Below are 22,451 nucleotides of genomic sequence, written 5' to 3' on the forward strand. Positions count from 1 at the left end.
GGAACATCCCACTCCGCAGTAGTAGTTGAAGCAGGGGCGCTACGCGCGTAGATCGGCCCCTTTTCCAAGGAGTACGCCATCGACGCGTCCAGCAGCCCTCCGCTCGCCGCACAGTCACCGTCACCGTCACGGCCGACCGTGTCGGTCGAACTCGCGGGCATCACCAAGCGCTTCCCCGGTGTCGTCGCCAACCACGACATCCACCTCTCCGTCCGCAAGGGCACCGTGCACGCCCTCGTCGGCGAGAACGGGGCCGGCAAGTCCACCCTGATGAAGATCCTCTACGGCATGCAGAAGCCGGACGAGGGCACCATCGCGGTCGACGGCGACCAGGTCACCTTCGCCAGCCCCGCCGACGCGATCGCCCGCGGCATCGGCATGGTCCACCAGCACTTCATGCTGGCCGACTACCTCACCGTCCTGGAGAACGTCGTCCTCGGCAGCGAGAAGCTGTACGGCATCGGCGGCGGCGCCCGCGACAAGATCAAGGAGATCTCCGAGCGGTACGGCCTCGGGGTCCGCCCGGACGCCCTCGTCGAGGACCTCGGCGTCGCCGACCGCCAGCGCGTGGAGATCCTCAAGGTCCTCTACCGCGGCGCCCGCATCCTGATCCTGGACGAGCCCACCGCCGTCCTCGTGCCGCAGGAGGTCGACGCGCTCTTCGACAACCTCCGCGAGCTGAAGGCCGAGGGCCTGTCCGTCATCTTCATCTCCCACAAGCTGGGCGAGGTCCTGTCGGTCGCCGACGAGATCACCGTCATCCGCCGCGGCACGACGGTCGGCACGGCCGTCCCCGCCGAGACCACCCCCCGGCAGCTCGCCGAGATGATGGTCGGCAGCGAACTGCCCACCCCCGAGACCGCCGAGTCGACGGTCACCGACAAGCCCGTCATCCAGGTCGAGGGCCTCACCGTGTACGCGGCCGGTGGCGCCTCGCTCGGCGAGACCGGGACCGTCGGTGCCACCCCGGCAGCCGGCTCCCTCGCGGGCGACGCGGCGGGCGGCGACGCCAAGCGCGTCCTGGACGACGTCACCTTCACCATCCACGCCGGTGAGGTCATGGGCATCGCCGGGGTCGAGGGCAACGGCCAGACCGAACTGGTCGACGCCCTGATCGGCCTCAAGAACGCCGACTCGGGCACCCTGCGTTTCATCGGCGAGGAGATCACCTCCTGGCCCACCCGCAAGCGCCGCGAACAGGGCGTCGGCTACATCCCCGAGGACCGCCACCGCCACGGCCTGCTCCTTGAGGCCCCGCTGTGGGAGAACCGCATCCTGGGCCACGTCACCGAGAAGCCCAACGCCAAAGGCATGTGGCTCGACATCAAGGGCGCCCAGGCCGACACGCGCCGCATCGTCGAGGAGTACGACGTCCGTACGCCCGGCATCGACGTCACGGCGGCCTCCCTGTCCGGCGGCAACCAGCAGAAGCTGATCGTCGGCCGCGAGATGAGCCACAAGCCGCGCTTCCTGATCGCCGCCCACCCCACCCGCGGGGTGGACGTCGGCGCGCAGGCCGCGATCTGGGACCAGATCCGCGAGGCCCGCCGTGAGGGCCTCGCGGTGCTGCTGATCTCCGCCGACCTGGACGAGCTGATCGGCCTCTCCGACACCCTCCGGGTGATCTACAACGGCCGGCTCGTCGCCGACGCCGACCCGGCGACCATCACTCCGGAGGAACTGGGTTCGGCCATGACAGGCGCCGCCTCCGGTCACCTGGAGCACGTGGAGCAGGCAGAGCGTGACGAACAGGTAGAGCGCGAAGAGCACGCGGCGCAGGCAGAGGAAGCCCCGGAGGACGAGGCCCGATGAAGAAGTTCGACAAGGAGCGAGTGCTCCTCGCGGTGGCCGGACCGGTCATCGCGCTCGTGGCGGCCGTGGTGCTGACCTCGTTCGTGCTGCTCGCCTCGGGCAAGAGCCCGATCGAGCCGTACACCCTGATGTTCGAGCAGGCCGGTTTCGCCGACGTCCAGGTCCTGATCATCAACCAGGCCGGGGTCTACTACCTCGCCGCCCTCGCGGTCGCCGTCGGCTTCCGTATGAACCTCTTCAACATCGGCGTCGACGGCCAGTACCGCCTCGCCGCCATGATGACCGCGGTCGTCGGCGCGCACGTCTCGCTGCCCGCCGCCCTGCAGATCCCGTTCCTGATGCTGGTCGCCGTGCTCACCGGCGCCTTCTGGGCCGGTATCGCGGGTGTCCTCAAGGTGACCCGCGGAGTGAGCGAGGTCGTCGCGACGATCATGCTCAACGCCATCGCCACCAGCCTCATCGGCTACCTCACCCTCACCGAGGTCTGGGGCAAGCCGCTCGGCAACAACCAGACCACCGGCGTGATGAAGGAGTCCGGCTGGTTCCCCGGCCTCGACATGGGCGATGCGGGCGAGATCTACGGCTTCACCCTGATCGCCGTACTCGCCGGTGTCCTGTACTGGCTGGTCCTCAACCGCACCCGCTTCGGCTTCGACCTGCGCGCCACCGGCGCCTCCGAGACCGCCGCAGCCGCCTCCGGCGTGGACGCCAAGCGCATGGTCCTCACCGCGATGCTGATCTCCGGCGGCGTGGCCGGCCTCGCGGGCCTGCCGATCCTCCTCGGCGACGCCCACACCTACAGCCTGTCCTTCCCGACGGGCCTCGGCTTCACCGGCATCACCATCGCGCTGCTCGGCCGCAACAACCCGGTCGGCATCGCCTTCGCCGCCCTGCTGGTCGCCTTCCTCGACAAGGCCTCGCCCGCCCTCGACTACGCGACCCCGGTGGCGTACGACAAGGAGATCGCGGTGATCATGCAGGGTCTCATCGTGATCGCGGTCGTCGTCTCCTACGAGGCCGTACGCGTCTGGGGCCTGCGCCGCCAGCAGCGCCGGGTCGGCGCCGAACTGGCCGCTGCCGCCGCCAACGACAACTCCAAGAAGGAGGTGGCTGCCCGATGAGCACCTCGACCGTCGCCAAGCCGCAGGCGCCGAAGCCCGCCCGGGGCCGCCGCCGTATCTCGCTCCCGGTCCTGCTCCTGCTCGTCGCGGGCCTGCTGGTACTCGTCTCCGTCGTCCGCCTGATCACCGACGCGAACGGCATCACCTCCACCGGCCAGATGTCCACCGCCCTGCGCCTGGCCGTACCGATCGGCCTCGCCGGTCTCGGCGGACTGTGGGCCGAGCGCGCGGGCGTCGTCAACATCGGCCTCGAAGGCATGATGATCCTCGGCACCTGGTTCGGTGCCTGGGCCGGCTTCCAGTGGGGCCCGTGGACCGGTGTCGCCTTCGGCATCATCGGCGGCGCCCTCGGCGGCCTGCTGCACGCGATCGTCACCGTGACCTTCAACGTCAACCACATCGTCTCCGGTGTGGCCATCAACATCCTGGCCCTCGGCGCCACCCGCTATCTGTCGACCTTCGCCTTCGAGGGCGAGGAGGGCGGCACGTCGAAGCAGTCGCCGCCCGTCGACTCGCTCGGCACCTTCGACATCCCGGGGCTCTCGGACTGGCTGCAGACCCTCAACGGCAAACACTGGTTCCTGGTCTCCGACCTCGCCGGTCTCGTCGGCGGACTCTTCACCGACCTGTCACCGCTCACCGTGGTCGCCGTCCTGCTCGTCCCGGTCACCTGGTGGGTGCTGTGGCGCACCTCCTTCGGGCTGCGGCTGCGCTCCTGCGGCGAGAACCCGGTGGCCGCCGAGTCGCTCGGCGTCAACGTCTACAAGTACAAGTACCTGGCCGTGATCATCTCCGGCGGCTTCGCCGGACTCGGCGGCGCCTTCCTCTCCCTGGTCGCCTCCAACATCTACCTGGAGGGCCAGACCGGCGGGCGCGGCTACATCGGTCTCGCCGCGATGATCTTCGGCAACTGGATGCCGGGCGGACTCGCCCTGGGCGCGGGCCTGTTCGGCTACACCGACAGCCTCAAGCTCCGCGGCGGCGGCACCAACGTGCACGCCCTGCTCCTCCTGCTGGCCCTGCTCCTGATCATCGGCGCGGCCTGGTTCGTGTGGAAGAAGCGGTACGTCCACGCGGCGGTCACCACGCTCATCGGCGTCCTGGTCTTCCTCTGGTACACCACCACCAACGAGGTCCCGAACCAGGTCGTCACCGCGACCCCGTACGTCGTCACGCTGCTCGTCCTCGCGCTCTCCGCGCAGCGCCTGCGGATGCCGAAGGCGGACGGTATGCCGTACCGGCGGGGGCAGGGCAAGTGACGCCGACCGACACCGCGCCTCCTACGGCCGTCGACTGGGAGGCCCTGCGGGAGGTGGCACGCGAGGCCATGTCCCGCGCGTACGCCCCCTACTCGGGGTACCCGGTCGGGGTCGCGGCCCTGGTCGACGACGGCCGGGTGATCTCCGGATGCAACGTGGAGAACGCCTCGTACGGTCTCGGCCTGTGTGCCGAGTGCGGGCTGGTCTCGCAGCTCCAGAACACCGGGGGAGGCCGGCTCACCCACTTCACGTGCGTGGACGGCCACGGCGAGATCCTCGTCCCGTGCGGCCGCTGCCGCCAGCTCCTGTACGAGTTCGGCGGCCCCGATCTCGTCCTGGAGACCCCGGCCGGTCTCCTCCCGCTCTCCGAGATGCTCCCGCAGGCCTTCGGTCCTGAGCACCTCACCAGGTAATTCATGTGCGGCCCCTCCGTATCGTGTGTCGTGAGGACACCGGGAGGGGCCGCTGCACTTCTGAAGGGAAGCCACAGCCATGGACGCCATCTCCGTCATCCGCACCAAGCGGGACCGCGGCGAGTTCAGCGACGAGCAGATCGACTGGGTCATCGACGCGTACACACGCGGTGACGTGGCCGACTACCAGATGGCCGCCCTCAACATGGCGATCCTGCTCAACGGCATGAACCGCCGGGAGATCTCCACCTGGACGGCGGCGATGATCGCCTCCGGCGAGCGCATGGACTTCTCGTCCCTGTCCCGCCCGACGGCCGACAAGCACTCGACGGGCGGCGTCGGCGACAAGATCACGCTCCCGCTGGCCCCGCTCGTGGCGGCCTGCGGCGCGGCCGTCCCGCAGCTGTCCGGCCGCGGCCTCGGCCACACCGGCGGCACGCTCGACAAGCTGGAGTCGATCCCGGGCTGGCGCGCCGCGCTCTCGAACGACGAGATGCTCTCCGTGCTCGACTCGGTCGGCGCGGTGATCTGCGCGGCGGGCGACGGCCTGGCCCCGGCGGACAAGAAGCTCTACGCCCTGCGTGACGTGACGGGCACGGTCGAGGCGATCCCGCTGATCGCCTCCTCGATCATGTCGAAGAAGATCGCGGAGGGTACGGGCTCGCTCGTCCTGGACGTGAAGGTCGGCACCGGCGCCTTCATGAAGACGATCGAGGACGCCCGCGAGCTGGCCTCCACGATGGTCGGCCTCGGTACGGACCACGGCGTACGGACGGTCGCGCTCCTGACCGACATGTCCACTCCGCTCGGGCTGACCGCCGGCAACGCCCTCGAAGTCCGCGAGTCCGTCGAGGTCCTGGCGGGCGGCGGCCCGGCCGACGTCGTCGAGCTGACCCTCGCGCTGGCCCGCGAGATGCTGGACGCGGCGGGCATCAAGGACGCCGACCCGGCGAAGGCGCTGGCCGACGGCTCGGCGATGGACGCGTGGCGCCGCATGATCTCCGCCCAGGGCGGCGACCCGGACGCCCCGCTCCCCACCTCCCGCGAACAGCACGTCGTCAGGGCCTCGTCCTCGGGCGTACTGACCCGCCTCGACGCGTACGACATCGGCGTCGCCGCCTGGCGCCTGGGCGCGGGCCGCGCCCGCAAGGAGGACCCGGTGCAGGCCGCCGCGGGCGTCGAACTCCACGCCAAGCCGGGCGACACGGTGACCGAGGGCCAGCCGCTCCTCACCCTCCACACGGACACGCCCGAGCGCTTCGAGTACGCGCTGGAGGCGGTGACGGGTTCGTACGACGTGGCCGCCCCCGGCACGGCGTTCACGGCGGCACCGGTGGTCTTGGAACGCATCGCCTGAGACATCACCTGACCTGCGACGCCCTGGTGCGCGTGAACGGGATCGCTGAACGGGATCGCTGAACGGGACCGGTGGGCGACCACCGGTCCCGTTCGGCTTTTCCACGGGCTGGCTGACGACAGGACCTCACCCCAGCAACGCCGCGACCACCACCAGCACCGGTACCGCCAGCATCGTGGACAGCAGGATCGACTCGCGGGCCAGGACCTCGCCGACGCGGTAGCGCGAGGCGTACGTGAAGAGGTTCTGGGCGGCCGGCAGAGCCGAGGTGACCACCACGTCGAGCAGGGGTTCGCCCCGCAGGCCGAAGACACCCGCCGCCAGGGCCCAGGCCGTCAGCGGCTGACCCACCGACTTCAGGGCGACGGAGAGCAGCACGGGCGCCCGGTCCGCCCCACGCCCCGGCATCGTGCTGCCGCACAGGGAGATCCCGAAGGCGAGCAGCACGGCCGGTACGGACATGTTGCCGATCAGGGTCAGCGGATCCATGACGGGCCCCGGGACGGTCAGCCCGGTCGCCGAGACGGCCACCCCGGACAGCGAGCCGATGGCTATGGGGTTACGGAAGGGAACGGTCACCCGCCGCCACACAGGCTGCTTCTCGCCCGCGCCCGACAGGTCGAGGACCGTCAGCGCGACCGGCGTCATCACGATCTGCTGGAACAGCAGGACCGGTGCGACGAGGGAGGCGTCACCGAGGACGTACACGGCGATCGGGATCCCGAGATTGCCCGCGTTGACGTAACTGGAGCAGAGCGCGCCGATCGTCGTACGGCCCACGCCCCAGCGGCGTACGGCACCGACCGCGACGAAGACCCCGGCCACCGCGAACGTGCTGACCGCCGTCACCAGCAGCCGGTTCGACAGGATCACCGACAGGTCGGCCCGAGCGAGGGTGGTGAAGAGCAGGGCGGGCGTGGCGACATGGAACGCGAGCTTGGTCAGCACCTCCCGCCCGTTGTCGCCGAGATACCCCCGCCGCCCGATCAGATACCCGACCCCGATGACCACGGCGATGACCGCGAATCCGTTCAGCACCCCTTGCACGGGACCTCCCGCGAGCCCGGGGGCCGGCGGAGCCCGGGTATCCGGGGTGTGAAGGGCGGTGATTCATGGGCCATACACCCAACCCTAGGGCCGGGAGAGCCTCCCCCCGTCCACGAGCTTCCCGTCACCGCATGGGGGCTCCGCCCCCTCGCCCCCGTCCGCGCAGTTCCCCGCGCCCCTTCAGCCGGGGCTGCGCCCCGTCAGGGGCGCGGGGAACGGCGCACCCAGCCCCCACGCACCCGCACCGCACAAACACCCCAGCCGACCGCAGGTCACCCCGCTCAGCGATGAGTTCCGCGCCCCCGCCCGGTCTACCGCACGTGGACGCCACGACACCCCCCGTACTCGTACTGCCCGGCCCCGTCACCAAGGACGACGTGCCGAGGCTCTGCGAAGCCGTGCGCACACGGTTGCAGCACACCACAGCCGCCGTCGTCGTCTGCGATGTCACGGACCTGGGCCCACCAGGCCTGACGACCGTCGACGCCCTGGCAAGGATGCAGCTCGCGGCCCGCCGCGCCGGAGGCCGCCTCAGACTGCGCGCCCCCGACCCCGCCCTACGGGCGCTGCTCGCCCTCGTCGCCCTGCCCTTCGAGCTGGAGCGGCAGCCCGAACAGCGGGAACCACCGCTGCGTGTCGAGGAAGCAGTGGAACCCGGTGATCCGCCCCTCTGAGATCTCCAGGACCTGCACGGCCCACGCCGTGTGACCGCCCGTCTCGGGATCCGGCTTGTACTGGGCGAAGCCCGGCAGTCCGTTCACCGCGACCGGGACCAGGTGGGAGTCCGCGCAGGGCGCGCCGAGCGTCGTCATGAAGCCCGTGATGTCCGAGGGACCGGTCAGCCACAGGTCGAACGGCGGCATCGTCATGATGGCGTCCTCGTGCAGGAGGGCCGTCAGCGCCGCCATGTCGTACCCCTCGAAGGCGGCCACATAGCGGTCGAGCAGCTTCTGCTGCTCCTCGTCGAGCGGATCGGACGTGGCGGCCCGCGACGCGGCACTCCCGCTCCCGCTCTCCGAGAGCGTCGCCCGCGCCCGCTGCAGCGCGCTGTTCACGGAGGCGACCGTGGTGCCGAGCAGCTCGGCCACCTCGCTCGCCTTCCACGCCAGGACCTCACGCAGGATGAGCACCGCCCGCTGCTTGGGCGGCAGCTGCTGCAGGGCGGCCATGAAGGCGAGGCGCACCGATTCCTTGGCCACGGCGGCCTCGGCCGGGTCGGTGACCGTCGGCAGCACGCGCGCGTCCGGCATCGGCTCCAGCCAGGTGTTGTCCGCGCGAGGCGTCAGGGCGGCCTGCGCGAGGGGTGTCGAGTCCGTCAGATCCATGGGCCGGGCCCGTTTGTTGCCGGCGGTCAGCATGTCCAGGCAGACGTTCGTCGCGATCCGGTACAGCCACGAACGCATCGAGGAGCGGCCCTCGAACTTGTCGTAGCTGCGCCAGGCGCGCACCAGCGTGTCCTGGACCGCGTCCTCGGCCTCGAAGGACGAGCCGAGCATCCGGTAGCAGTACCCCGTCAGCTCGACCCGGTGCTTCTCCAGCCGGACATCGAGGTCTTCCACCGTCGCCGTACCGTCGCTCATAAGCCAACCCACCCCTGTGGCCTTGTCCGCCGTGCGAGCACCGCCCCATTGCGGTACCAGCACTCCGGAAGCTACCGCAGCCCACTGACAATGGCCCCCCGAGACGGAAAAGGTGCAGGTCAGGACAGTAACTGTCCTGACCTGCACCCACCTGTCCGCCGGTTGCCCCCGGTGAGCCCCGGGTGTGTCAGTGCTGCACGGCCACCAGCCGCCGCCGCGTCCGGGCCGCGTGCGACCCGAGCACCGTGATCCCCACGACCCCGACCACCGCCAGCAGGCCGAGCGCGACCGTCCCGGCCCAGCCGCCGGAGTGGTAGGCGACCGCGCCGAGCGTGCCGCCCGCGCTGGAGCCCAGGTAGTAGGCGGACTGGTACAGCGCCGAGGCCTGGGCGCGGCCCTCCTTCGCCGTGTGGCTGACGGAGGAGGACGCCACCGCGTGCCCGGCGAAGAACCCGGCCGTGATCAGCACAAGACCGAGCAGCACGAACGGCAGCGAGTCGGCCAGCGACACCAGCAGCCCCGCGGTCGTCGTGGCGCCCGCGAGATACAGCGCGCCGCGCCTGCCGAGCCGGCCCACCAGCTTTCCGGCGGTCGACGCCGAGACCGTACCGACCAGGTAGACCAGGAAGATCGAGCCGATGAGGCCCTGCGGAAGGGAGAACGGGGCGTCGGTGAGGCGGTAGCCGATCACCGTGTAGACGGCGCCGAACACCGTCATGAACAGCGCGCCGATCGCGTAGAGCCTGCGCAGCAGCGGGTTCGCGAGGTGATCACGGACCGTGCCGACCAGCGCCGCGGGGCGCAGCGAACCGGCCTTGAAGTGCCTGGGCGCGGGCAGCAGCAGCCGGAAGGCCACCGCGCAGCCCACCGCGATCACGCCGATCACCGCGACGGCGACCCGCCAGCCCCATTCCTGCGCGACCCAGCCGGTGATGACCCGGCCGCTCATCCCGCCGACGCTGTTGCCCGCGACGAACAGGCCGATGGCCGTGATGAGCGCCTTCGGTCGTACTTCCTCCGCCAGGTACGCCGTCGCCGAGGCCGGCAGCCCGGCCAGCGCCGCGCCCTGGACGGCCCGCAGCGCGACCAGCCAGCCGACCGAGGGCGCGAAGGGCACGAGCAGCCCGACGGTCACCGCGACCGCGAGCGACGCCGTCATCAACGTACGCCGCCCGAACCGCTCGGAGAGCGCGCTCAGCGGCAGGACGAACAGGGCCAGTGCGCCGGTCGCCGCCGACACCGTCCAGCTCGCGGTGCTCGCCGTGACCCCGAAGTCGTGCGAGATCAGGGGGAGTAGGGCCTGCGTGGAGTAGAGGAGCGCGAAGGTCGCGACCCCGGCGAGGAACAGGGCGAAGCTCATCCGGCGGTAGCCGGGCCCGCCCGGGGTCAGCCGGGTGTCGACGGAGACCACTTCGGAGGGGACGGCGGCTTCGATGGGAGTGACGGCGGCGGAGGGGGCGACCACGCGGGTGGACGCCCCGGTACTGGCGGAAGGCATGCTTCGAACCTAAAGTCCTCCCCGTCATCCGTCCAATGCATGGAATCGCCATAATCGTTCCTGTGATGCATCAGCAGAGGTCAGAGGGTCGCCTGTCACCGTCCGGTGACACAGAAGACATCGTCGCCGTGCTCGCCCCGCGCCTGGCGTACTTCGCCGGCGTCGCCCGCACCGAGCACGTGACGCGGGCCGCCCAGGAGATGCAGGTCCCGCAGTCGACACTGTCCCGGGCGATGGTCCGCCTCGAACAGGACCTGGGAGTGGACCTCTTCGCCCGCCGGGGCCGCACGGTCTCCCTCACACCGGCAGGCCGTACGTTCCTCGGCTCCGTCGAACGGGCGCTCGCCGAGATCGAGCGGGCCGCCGACGAGGTACGGGCCGACGCCGACCCCACCACCGGCAAGGTCGCCTTCGGCTTCCTGCACACCATGGGCTCCGAGACGGTGCCTGCCCTGATCCGGGCCTTCCGCTTCGACCACCCCCGCGTCCGCTTCAGCCTCGTCCAGAACTACGGCGAGGCGATGATCGAGCGCCTGCGCTCCGGCGAACTCGACCTCTGCCTCACCTCCCCCGTCCCGGACGCCCCCGACCTGGTCGGCCGCCGCCTGGACGAGCAGAAGCTCCGCCTGGTGGTCCCGGCCGACCACCGGCTGGCCTCGCGCCGCCGCATCCGCCTCGCCGAGGCCGCCGACGAGGCCTTCGTCACCCTGGAACCCGGCTACGGCCTGCGCCGCATCACGGACGACCTCTGCCGGCAGGCGGGCTTCCGTCCCCGGGTCGCCTTCGAGGGCGAGGAGGCCGAGACGCTGCGAGGCCTGGTGGCGGCGGGCCTGGGAGTGGCCCTCCTGCCCCCGCCGGCCGTCCCCCGCCCAGGAGTGGTGGAACTGACGGTCACGGCCCCCCGGGCGGCCCGGGAGATCGGCGTCGCCTGGCTGGACGGTCACCCGGACACCCCACCGGTGGCGGCCTTCAAGAAGTTCCTGCTGTCGAGAAGGGGCAACCTGCTGCCGGAGTGACGGGCAGGGCTCCGCACCCGGTCGCGGCGCGGCGTCCAGGGCCGGCCCTCGTGGACCGTTCGCGCGCGGACCCTCAGTCGGAGGGACGTGGGTTGCTGCGGCCGCTCCGGTCGCGCCAGGCCCGAGGCGAGATTCCGTATGCCTGCTTGAACACCTTGCTGAAGTGGGTCGCGTCCACGAAGCCCCAGCTGCGCCCTATCGCGGCGATGGTCCGCTGCCGGCCGTGCGGGCCGGCCAGCTCCCGCCTGCATTCGGCCAGGCGGTGCGCACGGATCCAGTCTCCGAGGCTGATGCCCGACCGGGACAGCACGGCGTAGAGATGACGCACGGAGATCCCGTGTGCGGCGGCGATCCGTGCCGCCGACAGACCGGGATCGGCCAGGTGCGCCCGGATGAAGTGCGTGATCCGCAGGCTGAGCGTCGCCTCCAGCGGCTCTCGGGCGCGGCTGGAATCACCGTGCTGGGTCGTCAGGACGGCACGGAGCAGTTCGATGCTGGGTTCCACGACGGCGTCGGCGTGCACGCCCTGGCGCAACGCGTCGCTGACGGCCAGTTGGGAGAAATAGGTGGAGGCCAGGCGCGCCACGGGATTGTCGGATCCCAGGGTGACCGCGGTGACGTCCCGTAACAGCCGCTCGGGAAGCGCGAGTGCCGCGCGGGGGAGACGGAAGAAGTGGTGGTCGACTCCCTCGTCGAAGAGAAGTGTGTAGGGGGCGACCGATTCGTACACGGCGAAGTCTCCCGGCCCGAGCAGGCATTGGCGGCCGTTCTGCACCACCAGGCTGGTGCCCGTCATCTGCAGACCGAGGAAGACGAGCGGTTCCTCGTCCTCCCGGGCCAGCCGCTCCGTCCGACGGACAGTGACCGCGGTCGCCCGCGCCGAACAGATCCTGAGCGGCCCGACGGTGCCGAGCCCTATGCGAACGGAGATGTCCTCCGCCGGGACGGGATGGTCGATATCGACCGCCACCACGGATTCCCACACCGCGTGCCGAACCACTTCCTCACGGTCCTGCGGCGGCATGAACGCGGTGTCCAGAACCGGGCTCATGAGGCGAGCCGCCATCGGTATCGGTCGTAAAGCCGGCCGGACAACACCTCGGGCCGTTCCCCCACAAGACACCCCTCCACGCGGACGGTTCCCGACGTCAGTTTGGCAGGATTCGTCAATTCCGCGCAACGGCTCCGCGCAACGGCTTCGGCAGGCATACGCGCAGGTCCTCCACCTGATGCGGCATCAATTCCGGTCTGTGCGCCACTGACACAGTTCCCTGCATGAATGACAAAGTCCAAAGCCCGCGACGGTTCTAAGGTCCAGGGCGAAGCCGTCATTCCTGTCGATGGACGGGTGGAGCAGTAATGCCCGCCAAAGAGGTGCGTGCCGGCTGAAGGAAGAATTCCGCTGTCGTTCGTTCCGCCGATTTCGCGGCTCATCGAATTGAAGGGACACGCATGACCCTCCGCACGATACGTACCCGCCTGGGCGCCTCCGCCCTCGCCGTGGCCGCCCTCGCCACCGGCGCCGTGACCATGAGCGCCTCGCCCGCCTCCGCCGTCAGCATGCACGGCTGTTCCTACCCGCGCGTGTGTCTGTACGACGGCTCCTACCAGAACGGCAGCATCGCCAGCTACTACCAGGACACCTACTACCAGGCCACCCTCGGTGGAAGGGACACCGCGGACGCGGCCGTCAACACCCGTAACGACGACTCCGTCTGGCTGATCGACCGGGACATGTCTCCGGACGCGTATCTCTGCGTCCCGCGCAACACCGCCATCAACCTCGGCGACTACGCCCACCCCAACGGCGGCACCTGGGCGAACGACGTCGACGCCATCAAGATCTGGGGCGACCCCGACACCGGGACGTGCAGCGGCACCACGCAGGTGCGGCAGGGCCGCATCCCCGACGGCTGGCGCCCCTGACCCCGGGGTCGTCCTCGGTACCGCGAGCCCGGCCCGGGGACGATCAGCGGGTCGTCCCCGGGCCGCTCTCCCGGGGCCGGTCGCGGCGGACCCGCTCCGCGCAAAGCCCCCGCCGACCAACACCCTCGCCGACCAACACCCCCGCCGGCTAACGCCGGAGCGACCGTCCGAAGCCGGACGCGAGTGGCATCCGCAGGCCCAGCGGCGGCGGGGCCGCGAGCGCGTCCTCCACGGGCCGCGAGAACGCCCGTCCGAACAGCGCCCCCATCACGAAGTCCTCCGCGAGCGCGTGCACTTCGTCCCGAAACGCGTGCAGCGCGTGCCGGGCCGAGTGCACCTCGAACCGGCAGATGTCCCGGTTCGCCTTCTTGGCCCGCGCCGCGAGCCGGAACGACAACTCGGGGTCCGTCCGCTGGTCGTTGGTGCCGTGCACGATCAGCACCCGCCGCCCCGCGAGCTGCTTCACCGGTTCGGGCGGCGCCGCGACATCCTCCTCGGGCAGCCAGGGGGACAGCGCCAGCACGGAGTTGACGGCGGTGTGGCCTCCGGCGTGCAGGGCGGCCCGCCCGCCCATGTCCACCCCGACCAGGCAGACGGGCACGTCCCCGTACCGCCGTACGACCTCGTCCGCGGCCCACGCGGCGTCCTGCGCCGGATGCGCCTCGCTCCCGTTCCAGCCGCGGAACCGGTAGTGCACCACGTGCACCGCCAGCCCCTCCGTGTGTCCCGCGCGGGCGAGTCGGCGGCCCAACGCCCTGACGGACGCCGCCGCCAGCATCGGTGAAGGTCTGCGGGTAGAGGTCTCGTCGCCGCCCGGCAGCAGCAGCACCACGCCGCTCACCGCCGTCGGCTCGGTGCCGAGCGCCCGCCCCAGCCGTGCCGTGCGAACCGGCGTCGCTTGCTGTGCCATGACAAAACAGTGTCAGAAGTAAGGGTGTACGCCATCCGTCCGCACGGTCACCGTTACATATCGACGGATCCGCGCGAGGAGATATCTACGCGCGTAGGCGTTAGAGTGCGGAAATGACGAGCCAGACCAAGAACACCCCGAGCTCGGAGCAGATCCGCCGGGCGCCGAAGGTCCTGCTGCACGATCACCTGGACGGCGGCCTGCGCCCCGGGACGATCGTCGACCTCGCCCGTGACGCGGGCTATACGGGCCTGCCGGAGACGGACGCCGACAAGCTCGGCATCTGGTTCCGCGAAGCCGCCGACTCCGGCTCGCTGGAGCGGTACCTGGAGACCTTCGCGCACACCTGCGCCGTCATGCAGACCCGCGAGGCGCTGGTCCGCGTCGCGGCCGAGTGCGCCGAGGACCTCGCCGAGGACGGCGTCGTCTACGCCGAGGTGCGGTACGCGCCCGAGCAGCACCTCGAAGCCGGGCTCACCCTCGAAGAGGTCGTCGAGGCCGTCAACGAGGGCTTCCGGCAGGGCGAGCGGCTGGCCCGCGAGAACGGCCACCGCATCCGCGTCGGCGCCCTGCTCACCGCCATGCGGCACGCGGCCCGTGCCCTGGAGATCGCCGAACTGGCCAACAGCTACCGGGACCTGGGCGTCGTCGGCTTCGACATCGCCGGAGCCGAGGCAGGCTTCCCGCCCACCCGTCACCTCGACGCCTTCGAGTATCTGAAGCGGGAGAACAACCACTTCACGATCCACGCGGGCGAGGCCTTCGGGCTCCCCTCCATCTGGCAGGCCCTCCAGTGGTGCGGCGCCGACCGGCTGGGTCACGGCGTGCGCATCATCGACGACATCCAGGTGCAGGAGGACGGCACGGTGGAACTGGGCCGCCTCGCCTCGTACGTACGCGACAAGCGGGTGCCGCTGGAGCTGTGCCCCAGTTCCAACCTCCAGACGGGCGCCGCCGACTCGTACGCCGAGCACCCCATCGGGCTGCTCCGGCGGCTGCACTTCCGGGCGACCGTGAACACCGACAACCGTCTGATGTCCGGCACCAGCATGAGCCGCGAATTCGAGCATCTGGTCGACGCTTTCGGTTATTCGCTCGACGACATGCAGTGGTTCACAGTCAATGCGATGAAATCAGCATTCATTCCTTTCGATGAACGACTGGCCATGATCAATGACGTCGTCAAGCCCGGTTATGCCGAGCTGAAGTCCGAATGGCTGTTCGCGCAGACCGCCTCCACCAGCGGTTCTGTGCGCGAAGAGGGCTGAAGTCGGAGGATCGGAAGCGGCCGGGTGATGGCGACTCGGCCGCTTTTCGATGTTTGCGGGGCGCGCTCGCACGTGATTACCGTTTCGGACCGCTCGAATCCCCGTCACAGCATGCAAGGACGAAGATGAAGCAGTCTGCTGCCAAGACCCTCGGTGTCGCCGCTCTCGGTGCCGCCTTCGCCGTCGCCGGCGCCGGTGCCGCCAACGCCGCCCCCGCGCTCCCGGAGACCCCGGCGCTCGGCAACGCCGCCGGCTCGCTTCCGGTGGACGGGCTCGCCAAGTCCCTGCCCGGCGCGGGTGAGTCCCTCACCCAGGGCACGAACGCTCTCAGCAGCGGTGTCGCCGCCGCCCAGCCGGCCATCGCGAACCTCCTCGCCGAGGGTCCCGCCGCGCCCGTCGCCGGTCTGCTCGGCGGACTGCCCATCGAGGGCCTGCCCACGCACGGCACGCCGGTCAACGGCATCCCGCTGGGCTGAGCGGCATCCCGCCGGGCCCCGTCGTCGGAACCGGGCCCCCGTCCTCGTACGCGCCGATGGGGCGCACCCCCGCTCGGGTGCGCCCCATCGGCGTTCTCGCGTACGCGGCAGCAGGCCGTGAGTGTCACCAGGCCGTGCGTGTCACCGGGCCGTACGCGTCACCAGGCCGTGCGGGTCGCCTTGCCCTCTGCGGGGAAGAGGATCCACAGGGCTATGTAGAGAAGGAACTGAGGGCCGGGCAGCAGGCAGGAGACCAGGAAGATCACCCGCATCGTGGTCGCGGAGGTGCCGAAGCGCCGAGCCAGCGCGGCGCACACTCCGCCGATCATCCGGCCGTCGGTCGGGCGGGCAAGGCGGTTCATTGCGACTCCTTCGTGAGCGTCGTCGGACGGATCCGGGGCTTCCTGTGCGGTCGCCCCGTCTGACATCCACGGTACGGACACGAAGAGTCACGGGCGTCACTCTACGGAGCGATACCGACCCTGGAAATCGTCGGGGTCAGACCCTGAGCCGACTCCTCCACCGCGTCCCTGCGGCGCAGTGCGGCGACCCGGCGACGCAGCAGGGCCCGGCGGCGCAGCGCGGACCGGGCGGCGGGTACGACCGCGAGATGGGCCAGCGCCACACCCACGGTGTTCAGCAGCAGCGAGTCGACGTCGACGACCTGGCCGGGCACCCCGGTCTGCAGAAGCTCGATGCCCATCGACAGCAGCGCGCCCGCGGCGACCGTCCGCATCAGAGACAGCAGCGGGGAGACGGCGAGCCGGCCGCCCGCGAGGGGCAGCAGCACCCCGAGCGGGGCGAGCAGCAGCAGTCCCTGGCCGATGGCGCGGGCCGCCGCCTCGGGGCCCATCGCCAGATCGGCCCTGATGCCCGCGAACGGACGCAGGTTCGCGGCGCTCACCCAGGGCACGTCCAGGGGCCGCAGCGTGACCCAGGCGACAAGCGCGAGATGTGCGACGAGGAGGAGACCTCCCGTCGCACGGACGCGGTTCACGGCGGTTCCGCCGTTCGAGCCTTGACGCTGCACGACCCCAAGGACGCGGCCACCGGCAGGATCGGTTCCGTGTGACGGCGGCGCTTGGCCCGCACAGGTGAGGCGTGCGCCACAGACGGGCTTCGGCCGACCGCTTCAGGACACCTCCGCGAGGCGTCCGCCCGCGGAGCCGGAGGGGCTCAGGCCCCGTCGGTCCGCGTCGAGGGCGGGGTCTCCGTGCCCGGCCGCGTACGCACGGCCTCCGTGCACTCGTAGCGGCGCGAGGCGTCGGTGCCGGGGCCGCCCAGGGTCACCGTGCCGTCGTCGGAGGCGGCCTCCGAGTCGCTGAAGGTGCAGATGATCTGCGCCAGCGCGTACGGGGTCAGCTCCGCGGGGGCCGTGCTCAGCCGGAGCGCGTCGCCCGGGTCGGTGCGCTGCGGGCCGGCCACGGTGAGGCCCTTCGGCACGGTCGTCGAGTAGTTCGCCTGCTTCTCCGCGTCCGACGGGGACTCGGAGAGCTCGTCGAGGAGGGCCTGCGCGGCGCGTACCCGGTCGGTCTCCGCGGGACCCGCCTCGATGCGTACGGTCCGGTCGACCGGCGCGAGCTGGGAGGAGCAGACGAGGAACACCTGCACGAGGATGCCGCGCGAGGACTGCGTACCGATGTCGGGGCCGGTCAGCGCGCACGGCACCCGGGAGGGCGCGGGCCCGAAGTCGGTCGGCACCTCCGTCGCCCGGATCCCGCACCCGGCCAGCGCCAGAGCCAGGGCCAGCAGCGGCACGGCGAGCGCCGGACGGACCGCACGGACCGCCCGCAGTGCTCGTGTCCCACGCGGCGCACGCGGGGCGCGTATGCCCTGTGTGCCCCGCGTGTCCTGTCGTACGGGCATCACACGCCCCCCTCGGTGCGGTCGGCGTCGGCCCGGTGGCCGTCCTCGGCCCCGGGATCCCCGTGGTCCTCGGGGTCCTTCGGCTCGGAGGAGTCGAGCGGCAGGCGCAGGGTGAAGACCGCGCCGCCCTTGGGCGAGTTCGCGGCGGTGATCTCGCCGCCGTGGATGTGGGCGTTCTCCAGGGCGATGGACAGGCCGAGGCCGCTGCCCTCGGAGCGCGGCCGGGAGGCGCTCGCCTTGTAGAAGCGGTCGAAGACGTGCGGCAGGACGTCCTCGGGGATGCCGGGACCGTGGTCCTGCACCTCGATGACCAGGTCGGCGCCCTCCGCGCGCACGCACACGCGCACCGGGGAACCGCCGTGCTTGAGGGCGTTGCCGATGAGGTTCGCCAGGATGACGTCCAGGCGGCGCGGGTCGATGTGCGCCATGATGCCGCGCGGGGCGTCCAGTTCCACCGCGTCCAGCCAGGCGCGCGCGTCGATGCACGCGGTGATCTGGTCGGCGATGTCGACGGTGTCGGAGACGAGCCGGGCGGTGCCCGCGTCGAAGCGGGTGACCTCCATCAGGTTCTCCACGAGGTTGTTCAGCCGCCGGGTCTCGCTGACGACGAGCCGTACGGCGGGCTCGATCATCGGGTCGACGCTGCCGGTCTCGGCGTCCAGCTCCTCCTCCAGCACCTCGGTCACCGCGGTGATCGCGGTCAGCGGTGTCCGCAGTTCGTGCGACATGTCGGCCACGAACCGCCGGGACGCCTCGTCGCGGGCGCTCATGTCCGCGACGCGTTTCTCCAGCGCCTCCGCCGTGCGGTTGAACGTCCGTGACAGATCGGCGAGTTCGTCCGTGCCGGACACCCGCAGCCGGGTGTCGAGCTTGCCCTCGCCGAGCCGTCGGGCGGCGGTCCCCAGCCGGTGCACCGGCTTCAGCACGGTCGTCGCGGCGGCCTGAGCGAGCAGCGCCGAGCCGATCAGCGCGAGCCCGGTCGCGATCCCCAGCGACCAGGCGAGGGAGTTGAGGTCCTTGGCCTCCGGCTCCAGCGACTTGAGCATGTACCCGGTCGGCCCGCCGCCGATCACCCTGGTACCGCCCACCAGATACGGCTTGTCGCCCTGCACGGTCCGCTGCCAGTACAGGTGGTACGCGTACTTGTTGCGCGAGGAGATCTTCTGTTCCTTGTTCACCGCCTTCTGGAGGGACTGCGGTACGTCCTCCAGCGTGAAGGTGTCCAGGTCGGAGTTGCCGCGGACGGCCGTGCCGTTCTCGTCCTCGGCGATCAGCAGGACGCTGAAGCGCTGGCTGCTGTTCGCCATCTGCCCGGCGGCGCGCTGCAGTTCCCCCTGCGTGGGGTGCTGCCGCAGCGTGCTGGCGCGGGTCTGCATCGCCTGCTGGAAGTCGCCGAGCACCGCGTCCTGCGTACGGGTGAGCACGGCCTCGCGGTTGAGCCAGTACGCGATCCCGGACGCCGACACGGCGGCGGTCAGCGCGACCAGCCCGAACACCACGACCAGGCGCAGCCGAAGACTGGTGAAGCGCAGCCCCGCCATGACCGTCCGACGGGCCGCCGCCCAGCCACGGAGCTTGTCCTGCGGTTTGGTCACTGAGGATTGTCCAGCCGGTAGCCGACGCCGCGCACGGTACGGATCAGGGTCGGCGAGGACGGCACGTCCTCCACCTTCGCGCGCAGCCGCTGCACACACGCGTCGACGAGCCGTGAGTCGCCGAGGTAGTCGTGCTCCCACACCAGCCGCAGCAGCTGCTGCCGGGACAGGGCCTGACCGGGGCGCCGGCTCAGCTCCAGCAGCAGCCGCAGCTCGGTGGGCGTCAGCTGCAGGTCCTCGCCGTTCTTCGTCACGGTCATCGCGGCGCGGTCGATCACCAGCGAACCGAAGGTCGCCGAGTCGTTCGCCTCGCGCTCGCCGCGGCGCAGCACGGCCCGGATCCGGGCGTCCAGCACCCGCCCCTGCACGGGTTTGACCACGTAGTCGTCGGCGCCGGACTCCAGCCCGACCACGACGTCGATGTCGTCGCTGCGCGCGGTCAGCAGGATGATCGGCAACTGGTCCGTCCGCCGGATGCGGCGGCACACCTCGAATCCGTCGATGCCTGGCAGCATCACGTCGAGGACGATCAGATCGGGCCGTTGCTCGCGCAACAGCTTCAGTCCGTCCTCGCCGGTGGCAGCGGTGGCCACCCGGTGTCCCTGGCGCGTCAGCGAGAGCTCCAGGGCCGTCCGGATGGCGTCGTCGTCCTCGATCAGCAACAGGGAAGGCACGGACGTCATTCTGTCCCATGACGTGGGCGGGTATCGACTGTTGGAGCGCTCCCACACATGTCCCGCGTACGAGTGGGTGGCCGAGGCGTGCCGAGTGTGCCGGATGAGTAGCCGTACGACGCTTCTCTGTGATCGGTCTGTGGAATATCGGGGACGCGGGGCCTGTGACAGGTCTGTGACAGTCGGGGGACACCGTCATGAAGTCGCCCCGGCAAGCTTCTGGTCACAAGCACGGAGGCACCACAGCGAAGTCGGCAACACAGTCGGCGGCGCAGCAGGCGAAGTACCGGAGAACCGGAACTCCACGACGGGGGGCGCGAGATGAACACGCTGCACAGCACCAACACTGGCGCAGTTGTCACGCGGCTCCACGACGTCACGAGGAGCACCGAGAAGGCCGGTGCCGATGGGGGTCCCGCCCGCGTGAGCGTGGTCGAGCGCGGGGGAGGGCGGGGGTGCGCTCGCGGCACCGGGCGTCAGCACACCGGGTCGTACATGACGGTGGTTGACGCGCACACCGGGGGAAGCGGCACGGGGGCTGCCCACGGGGGTACGGGGGCGGCGTACGGGGAGGCCACGGGGGAGCGGCACTCGGTGTCGGAGGCGGAGTTCACCGCCTACGTCCAGGAGCGCCGCGCCTCCCTGTACGCGACCGCCTACCACCTGACCGGTGACCGTTTCGAGGCCGAGGACCTGCTGCAGAGCGCCCTCTTCTCGACGTACCGGGCGTGGGACCGCATCAGTGACAAGGCCGCGGTCGGGGGCTACCTCCGCCGCACGATGACCAATCTGCACATCAGCGCGTGGCGTCGCCGCAAGCTGAACGAATACCCGACCGAGGAGCTGCCGGAGACGGCCGGCGACACGGACGCGATGCGCGGCACGGAGCTGCGCGCGGTCCTGTGGCAGGCGCTCGCCCGGCTCCCCGAACTCCAGCGCACCATGCTGGTCCTTCGTTACTACGAGGGCCGTACGGACCCGGAGATCGCGGAGATCCTCGACATCAGTGTCGGCACGGTGAAGTCCAGCATCTGGCGGTCGCTCCGCCGGCTGCGTGAGGACGACGTCCTCAGCTTCGGCCGTGACGAGGAGGAGTCCTTCGGGGAGCTCGTCGCCTGAAGGCTGTGGGGGGAATGTCCGTCACTCCGGGGGGAGGCGTCGGACAGCACGGGGAAAGTTCGTCACTTCGGGGGAGGTGACGAACGGCTCGGGGGAGCAACACCGGGGGGAACCAACGGGGTCCGGGGGGACCACGGGGGAGCACCGGAAGCAGCGGGACCGGAGGGGCCGGGGGGCCCAACCGGCCCCGCTGCTTTTTGCCGTCAGGGGCGCGGGGAACGGCGCAGTCTTTTGCCTTTGCCTTCAAGGGGCGCGGGGAACTGCGCGAGCTCAGCCCCCACTCACCCGCACGTCACCCACGACCTCCGCCGCGGAGCGGGACGCCGCGGCCAGCCGCGCCAGCGCCTCGTCGCGATCACACGCGTACGCGCCGAGCGCGGTCTGCCGGGACACGATCGACCGCTCGTCCCGCATCAGCCGCCACCCCCGCCGAAGCAGGAACGGCACGGACTTGCGGCCCTCGCGAAGATCCCGCAGGAACCGCCGCCGGAACGTGGTCACGGCCCCCCGGCTGAGACACAGGGCGTCGGCCAGCAGCCCCGCCTCCCGGCACCGCTCCACTATCTCCGCCGCGAAGATGCCCTCGGCGATGAAGACCGGGGTCCCCTCGAAGTCGACGGTCTCGGCACCCGTACGCGCGCTCAGCGAGATGTCGTACGCGGGAACGCTCGTACGCCCCGTCCCGCACAGCTCCGCGATCGCCGCGACGGCCGCGTCCGCGTCCCAGGACAGCGGGTGGTCCCAGTCGATGTCCGAACTCCCCGCCACCCGCGGCAGCGTCGGGTCGTGACCCTCTTTGTAGAAGTCGTCGAGCCGCAGCACCGGAAGGCCGGAGCGGGCCGCGAGAAGGGACTTGCCGGAGCCGGAGGGGCCGCACAGCAGCACGACACGCGCGGTTTCCAGGGAATTCGGGAGAGGGGAACTCACGAGACACCAGTGTGCGGCATCACGCGCTCCCGGCCGAGCCCGCGGGTCGCCTTTGGAGCGCACGTCACACTTCAACTACCCTACGTGTCGACCTGATTACTTTGCGCAGCAGAAGGTGGCAGCAGCGATGGCACGACACTCGGCCCTTCAGAACCCGACCGCCCGGCGCGCGTTGCTGGCCCTCACCACCGCGGGGATCGCGGTCGGCGCCGGTGCGACCTCGGCGGTCGCTGACACCGATCCCGTGGTGGACGTGATCCGTACGCGCCCGACCTCGCTGGGCACCATCGACCCGCAGTCCGGGCTCCAGGCCCTGACGGGGACGGTCGGATACGTGACGGGGCCGGTCGCGGGGCTGAAGCCCAACCCGCTGGCGGGCACGGGCGTCGACCCGCTCGACAACGGGCTCGGCACGCAGATCGCCGACTTCCCGCCGATGGCGACGACCATGCTGACGGCGCCGGTCGCCCAGGCCCAGTCGCTGGGCAGCGTCCCGGTGCTGGGCCAGGTAACGACGCTGCTGGGCGCCTGAACCGCGAGCGCCCAGGAGCCCAGGAGCGGGCGAGAGAGAGCCGCGCCTCCCCCGG

23 protein-coding genes are annotated in these 22,451 nt (G+C 70.9%); 12 read left to right on the plus strand and 11 right to left on the minus strand.

Features of this window, described 5'->3' with window-relative positions; translation table 11 throughout:
- Nucleotides 1–51 precede the first annotated feature (51 nt).
- The 5 genes from ACH4DZ_RS10195 to ACH4DZ_RS10215 all read left to right on the plus strand — a co-directional run bounded on the left by ACH4DZ_RS10195 (nucleotide 52) and on the right by ACH4DZ_RS10215 (nucleotide 5,962).
- A complete protein-coding gene (locus tag ACH4DZ_RS10195) occupies nucleotides 52–1,812 on the plus strand; it encodes an ABC transporter ATP-binding protein (protein WP_398287061.1) in 1,761 nt (586 codons plus the stop codon).
- The gene (locus tag ACH4DZ_RS10200; protein ID WP_398286558.1) at nucleotides 1,809–2,933 is read left to right on the plus strand and encodes an ABC transporter permease; all 1,125 of its coding nucleotides are present in this window, start codon (nucleotides 1,809–1,811) and stop codon (nucleotides 2,931–2,933) included. Before ACH4DZ_RS10195 ends, ACH4DZ_RS10200 begins: the two co-directional genes overlap by 4 nt.
- Nucleotides 2,930–4,192 (plus strand): ABC transporter permease, encoded by a 1,263-nt coding sequence (locus ACH4DZ_RS10205; RefSeq protein WP_398286559.1) that lies wholly within the window; start codon nucleotides 2,930–2,932, stop codon nucleotides 4,190–4,192. The genes ACH4DZ_RS10200 and ACH4DZ_RS10205 overlap by 4 nt, the downstream gene beginning before the upstream one ends.
- Complete coding sequence (locus tag ACH4DZ_RS10210; protein ID WP_398286560.1) at nucleotides 4,189–4,605, plus strand: cytidine deaminase; 417 nt, start codon at nucleotides 4,189–4,191, stop codon at nucleotides 4,603–4,605. Before ACH4DZ_RS10205 ends, ACH4DZ_RS10210 begins: the two co-directional genes overlap by 4 nt.
- A 79-nt stretch (nucleotides 4,606–4,684) precedes the next feature.
- Nucleotides 4,685–5,962 (plus strand): thymidine phosphorylase, encoded by a 1,278-nt coding sequence (locus ACH4DZ_RS10215; protein WP_398286561.1) that lies wholly within the window; start codon nucleotides 4,685–4,687, stop codon nucleotides 5,960–5,962.
- Between the two features lie 126 nt (nucleotides 5,963–6,088).
- On the opposite strand, the gene ACH4DZ_RS10220 is transcribed toward ACH4DZ_RS10215, so the two are convergent.
- Nucleotides 6,089–7,009, minus strand: a complete 921-nt coding sequence (locus tag ACH4DZ_RS10220; protein ID WP_398286562.1) for an AEC family transporter — start codon at nucleotides 7,007–7,009, stop codon at nucleotides 6,089–6,091.
- Between the two features lie 287 nt (nucleotides 7,010–7,296).
- On the opposite strand from ACH4DZ_RS10220, the gene ACH4DZ_RS10225 reads away from it, so the two are divergent.
- Nucleotides 7,297–7,683, plus strand: a complete 387-nt coding sequence (locus ACH4DZ_RS10225; RefSeq protein ID WP_398286563.1) for an STAS domain-containing protein — start codon at nucleotides 7,297–7,299, stop codon at nucleotides 7,681–7,683.
- Here ACH4DZ_RS10225 and ACH4DZ_RS10230 read toward each other — a convergent pair.
- Both ACH4DZ_RS10230 and ACH4DZ_RS10235 read right to left on the minus strand, forming a co-directional pair.
- Nucleotides 7,567–8,589: a sigma-70 family RNA polymerase sigma factor gene (locus ACH4DZ_RS10230; RefSeq protein ID WP_398286564.1), complete on the minus strand. Its 1,023-nt coding sequence runs from the start codon at nucleotides 8,587–8,589 to the stop codon at nucleotides 7,567–7,569. The genes ACH4DZ_RS10225 and ACH4DZ_RS10230 overlap by 117 nt on opposite strands.
- Nucleotides 8,590–8,776: 187 nt before the next feature.
- Nucleotides 8,777–10,087, minus strand: coding sequence for an MFS transporter (locus ACH4DZ_RS10235; protein ID WP_398286565.1), 1,311 nt, complete (start codon nucleotides 10,085–10,087; stop codon nucleotides 8,777–8,779).
- 62 nt (nucleotides 10,088–10,149) lie between these two features.
- On the opposite strand from ACH4DZ_RS10235, the gene ACH4DZ_RS10240 reads away from it, so the two are divergent.
- A complete protein-coding gene (locus ACH4DZ_RS10240; RefSeq protein ID WP_398286566.1) occupies nucleotides 10,150–11,103 on the plus strand; it encodes a LysR family transcriptional regulator in 954 nt (317 codons plus the stop codon).
- 73 nt (nucleotides 11,104–11,176) lie between these two features.
- On the opposite strand, the gene ACH4DZ_RS10245 is transcribed toward ACH4DZ_RS10240, so the two are convergent.
- On the minus strand, nucleotides 11,177–12,154 hold the full coding sequence (locus ACH4DZ_RS10245) for a helix-turn-helix domain-containing protein (RefSeq protein WP_398286567.1): 978 nt from the start codon (nucleotides 12,152–12,154) through the stop codon (nucleotides 11,177–11,179).
- A 401-nt stretch (nucleotides 12,155–12,555) separates the two neighbouring features.
- On the opposite strand from ACH4DZ_RS10245, the gene ACH4DZ_RS10250 reads away from it, so the two are divergent.
- The gene (locus ACH4DZ_RS10250; protein WP_398286569.1) at nucleotides 12,556–13,029 is read left to right on the plus strand and encodes a hypothetical protein; all 474 of its coding nucleotides are present in this window, start codon (nucleotides 12,556–12,558) and stop codon (nucleotides 13,027–13,029) included.
- Nucleotides 13,030–13,177: 148 nt separating this feature from the next.
- Here the strand turns inward: ACH4DZ_RS10250 and ACH4DZ_RS10255 are convergent, their stop codons facing one another.
- Nucleotides 13,178–13,939 (minus strand): dienelactone hydrolase family protein, encoded by a 762-nt coding sequence (locus tag ACH4DZ_RS10255; RefSeq protein ID WP_398286570.1) that lies wholly within the window; start codon nucleotides 13,937–13,939, stop codon nucleotides 13,178–13,180.
- Nucleotides 13,940–14,052: 113 nt separating this feature from the next.
- Here ACH4DZ_RS10255 and ACH4DZ_RS10260 point away from each other — a divergent pair, with 113 nt between their 5' ends.
- Nucleotides 14,053–15,207 (plus strand): adenosine deaminase, encoded by a 1,155-nt coding sequence (locus tag ACH4DZ_RS10260; protein WP_398286571.1) that lies wholly within the window; start codon nucleotides 14,053–14,055, stop codon nucleotides 15,205–15,207.
- A gap of 125 nt (nucleotides 15,208–15,332) precedes the next feature.
- A complete protein-coding gene (locus ACH4DZ_RS10265; protein WP_398286572.1) occupies nucleotides 15,333–15,683 on the plus strand; it encodes an ATP-binding protein in 351 nt (116 codons plus the stop codon).
- Nucleotides 15,684–15,841: 158 nt separating this feature from the next.
- Here ACH4DZ_RS10265 and ACH4DZ_RS10270 read toward each other — a convergent pair whose 3' ends face one another.
- The 5 genes from ACH4DZ_RS10270 to afsQ1 form a co-directional block, all read right to left on the minus strand.
- On the minus strand, nucleotides 15,842–16,045 hold the full coding sequence (locus tag ACH4DZ_RS10270; RefSeq protein WP_107020361.1) for a PspC domain-containing protein: 204 nt from the start codon (nucleotides 16,043–16,045) through the stop codon (nucleotides 15,842–15,844).
- Nucleotides 16,046–16,146: 101 nt separating this feature from the next.
- Nucleotides 16,147–16,713 (minus strand): VanZ family protein, encoded by a 567-nt coding sequence (locus ACH4DZ_RS10275; protein WP_398286573.1) that lies wholly within the window; start codon nucleotides 16,711–16,713, stop codon nucleotides 16,147–16,149.
- 146 nt (nucleotides 16,714–16,859) lie between these two features.
- A complete protein-coding gene (locus tag ACH4DZ_RS10280; protein ID WP_398286574.1) occupies nucleotides 16,860–17,549 on the minus strand; it encodes a hypothetical protein in 690 nt (229 codons plus the stop codon).
- Entirely contained in the window at nucleotides 17,549–19,090 is a 1,542-nt protein-coding gene (locus ACH4DZ_RS10285) for an ATP-binding protein (protein ID WP_398287062.1), read from the minus strand. The genes ACH4DZ_RS10280 and ACH4DZ_RS10285 overlap by 1 nt, the downstream gene beginning before the upstream one ends.
- Before the next feature lie 50 nt (nucleotides 19,091–19,140).
- Complete coding sequence (gene afsQ1, locus ACH4DZ_RS10290; RefSeq protein ID WP_099505496.1) at nucleotides 19,141–19,818, minus strand: two-component system response regulator AfsQ1; 678 nt, start codon at nucleotides 19,816–19,818, stop codon at nucleotides 19,141–19,143.
- A gap of 321 nt (nucleotides 19,819–20,139) precedes the next feature.
- Here afsQ1 and ACH4DZ_RS10295 point away from each other — a divergent pair, with 321 nt between their 5' ends.
- Nucleotides 20,140–20,937 carry a SigE family RNA polymerase sigma factor gene (locus ACH4DZ_RS10295; RefSeq protein WP_398286575.1) on the plus strand — a complete coding sequence of 266 codons (798 nt, stop codon included), beginning with the start codon at nucleotides 20,140–20,142 and terminating at the stop codon, nucleotides 20,935–20,937.
- Nucleotides 20,938–21,207: 270 nt separating this feature from the next.
- Here the strand turns inward: ACH4DZ_RS10295 and ACH4DZ_RS10300 are convergent, their stop codons facing one another.
- Nucleotides 21,208–21,939: a uridine kinase gene (locus ACH4DZ_RS10300; protein ID WP_398286576.1), complete on the minus strand. Its 732-nt coding sequence runs from the start codon at nucleotides 21,937–21,939 to the stop codon at nucleotides 21,208–21,210.
- Nucleotides 21,940–21,991: 52 nt separating this feature from the next.
- Here ACH4DZ_RS10300 and ACH4DZ_RS10305 point away from each other — a divergent pair, with 52 nt between their 5' ends.
- Nucleotides 21,992–22,396 (plus strand): hypothetical protein, encoded by a 405-nt coding sequence (locus ACH4DZ_RS10305; protein WP_398286577.1) that lies wholly within the window; start codon nucleotides 21,992–21,994, stop codon nucleotides 22,394–22,396.
- The last annotated feature ends 55 nt before the right edge of the window (nucleotides 22,397–22,451 follow it).

The organism is Streptomyces sp. NPDC017991, from assembly GCF_044328075.1.
Lineage (GTDB): Bacteria > Actinomycetota > Actinomycetes > Streptomycetales > Streptomycetaceae > Streptomyces.

Excerpts from the sequence above, each read along its gene's own strand:
- ACH4DZ_RS10215 (WP_398286561.1), top strand. The coding sequence starts at position 4,685 with ATGGACGCCATCTCCGTCATCCGCACCAAGCGGGACCGCGGCGAGTTC.
- ACH4DZ_RS10255 (WP_398286570.1), bottom strand. The coding sequence starts at position 13,939 with ATGGCACAGCAAGCGACGCCGGTTCGCACGGCACGGCTGGGGCGGGCG.
- ACH4DZ_RS10245 (WP_398286567.1), bottom strand. The coding sequence starts at position 12,154 with ATGAGCCCGGTTCTGGACACCGCGTTCATGCCGCCGCAGGACCGTGAG.
- ACH4DZ_RS10260 (WP_398286571.1), top strand. The coding sequence starts at position 14,053 with ATGACGAGCCAGACCAAGAACACCCCGAGCTCGGAGCAGATCCGCCGG.
- ACH4DZ_RS10250 (WP_398286569.1), top strand. The coding sequence starts at position 12,556 with ATGACCCTCCGCACGATACGTACCCGCCTGGGCGCCTCCGCCCTCGCC.
- ACH4DZ_RS10285 (WP_398287062.1), bottom strand. The coding sequence starts at position 19,090 with ATGGCGGGGCTGCGCTTCACCAGTCTTCGGCTGCGCCTGGTCGTGGTG.
- ACH4DZ_RS10265 (WP_398286572.1), top strand. The coding sequence starts at position 15,333 with ATGAAGCAGTCTGCTGCCAAGACCCTCGGTGTCGCCGCTCTCGGTGCC.
- ACH4DZ_RS10205 (WP_398286559.1), top strand. The coding sequence starts at position 2,930 with ATGAGCACCTCGACCGTCGCCAAGCCGCAGGCGCCGAAGCCCGCCCGG.
- ACH4DZ_RS10230 (WP_398286564.1), bottom strand. The coding sequence starts at position 8,589 with ATGAGCGACGGTACGGCGACGGTGGAAGACCTCGATGTCCGGCTGGAG.
- ACH4DZ_RS10200 (WP_398286558.1), top strand. The coding sequence starts at position 1,809 with ATGAAGAAGTTCGACAAGGAGCGAGTGCTCCTCGCGGTGGCCGGACCG.
- ACH4DZ_RS10280 (WP_398286574.1), bottom strand. The coding sequence starts at position 17,549 with ATGCCCGTACGACAGGACACGCGGGGCACACAGGGCATACGCGCCCCG.
- ACH4DZ_RS10305 (WP_398286577.1), top strand. The coding sequence starts at position 21,992 with ATGGCACGACACTCGGCCCTTCAGAACCCGACCGCCCGGCGCGCGTTG.
- ACH4DZ_RS10270 (WP_107020361.1), bottom strand. The coding sequence starts at position 16,045 with ATGAACCGCCTTGCCCGCCCGACCGACGGCCGGATGATCGGCGGAGTG.
- ACH4DZ_RS10225 (WP_398286563.1), top strand. The coding sequence starts at position 7,297 with ATGAGTTCCGCGCCCCCGCCCGGTCTACCGCACGTGGACGCCACGACA.
- ACH4DZ_RS10295 (WP_398286575.1), top strand. The coding sequence starts at position 20,140 with ATGAACACGCTGCACAGCACCAACACTGGCGCAGTTGTCACGCGGCTC.
- ACH4DZ_RS10235 (WP_398286565.1), bottom strand. The coding sequence starts at position 10,087 with ATGCCTTCCGCCAGTACCGGGGCGTCCACCCGCGTGGTCGCCCCCTCC.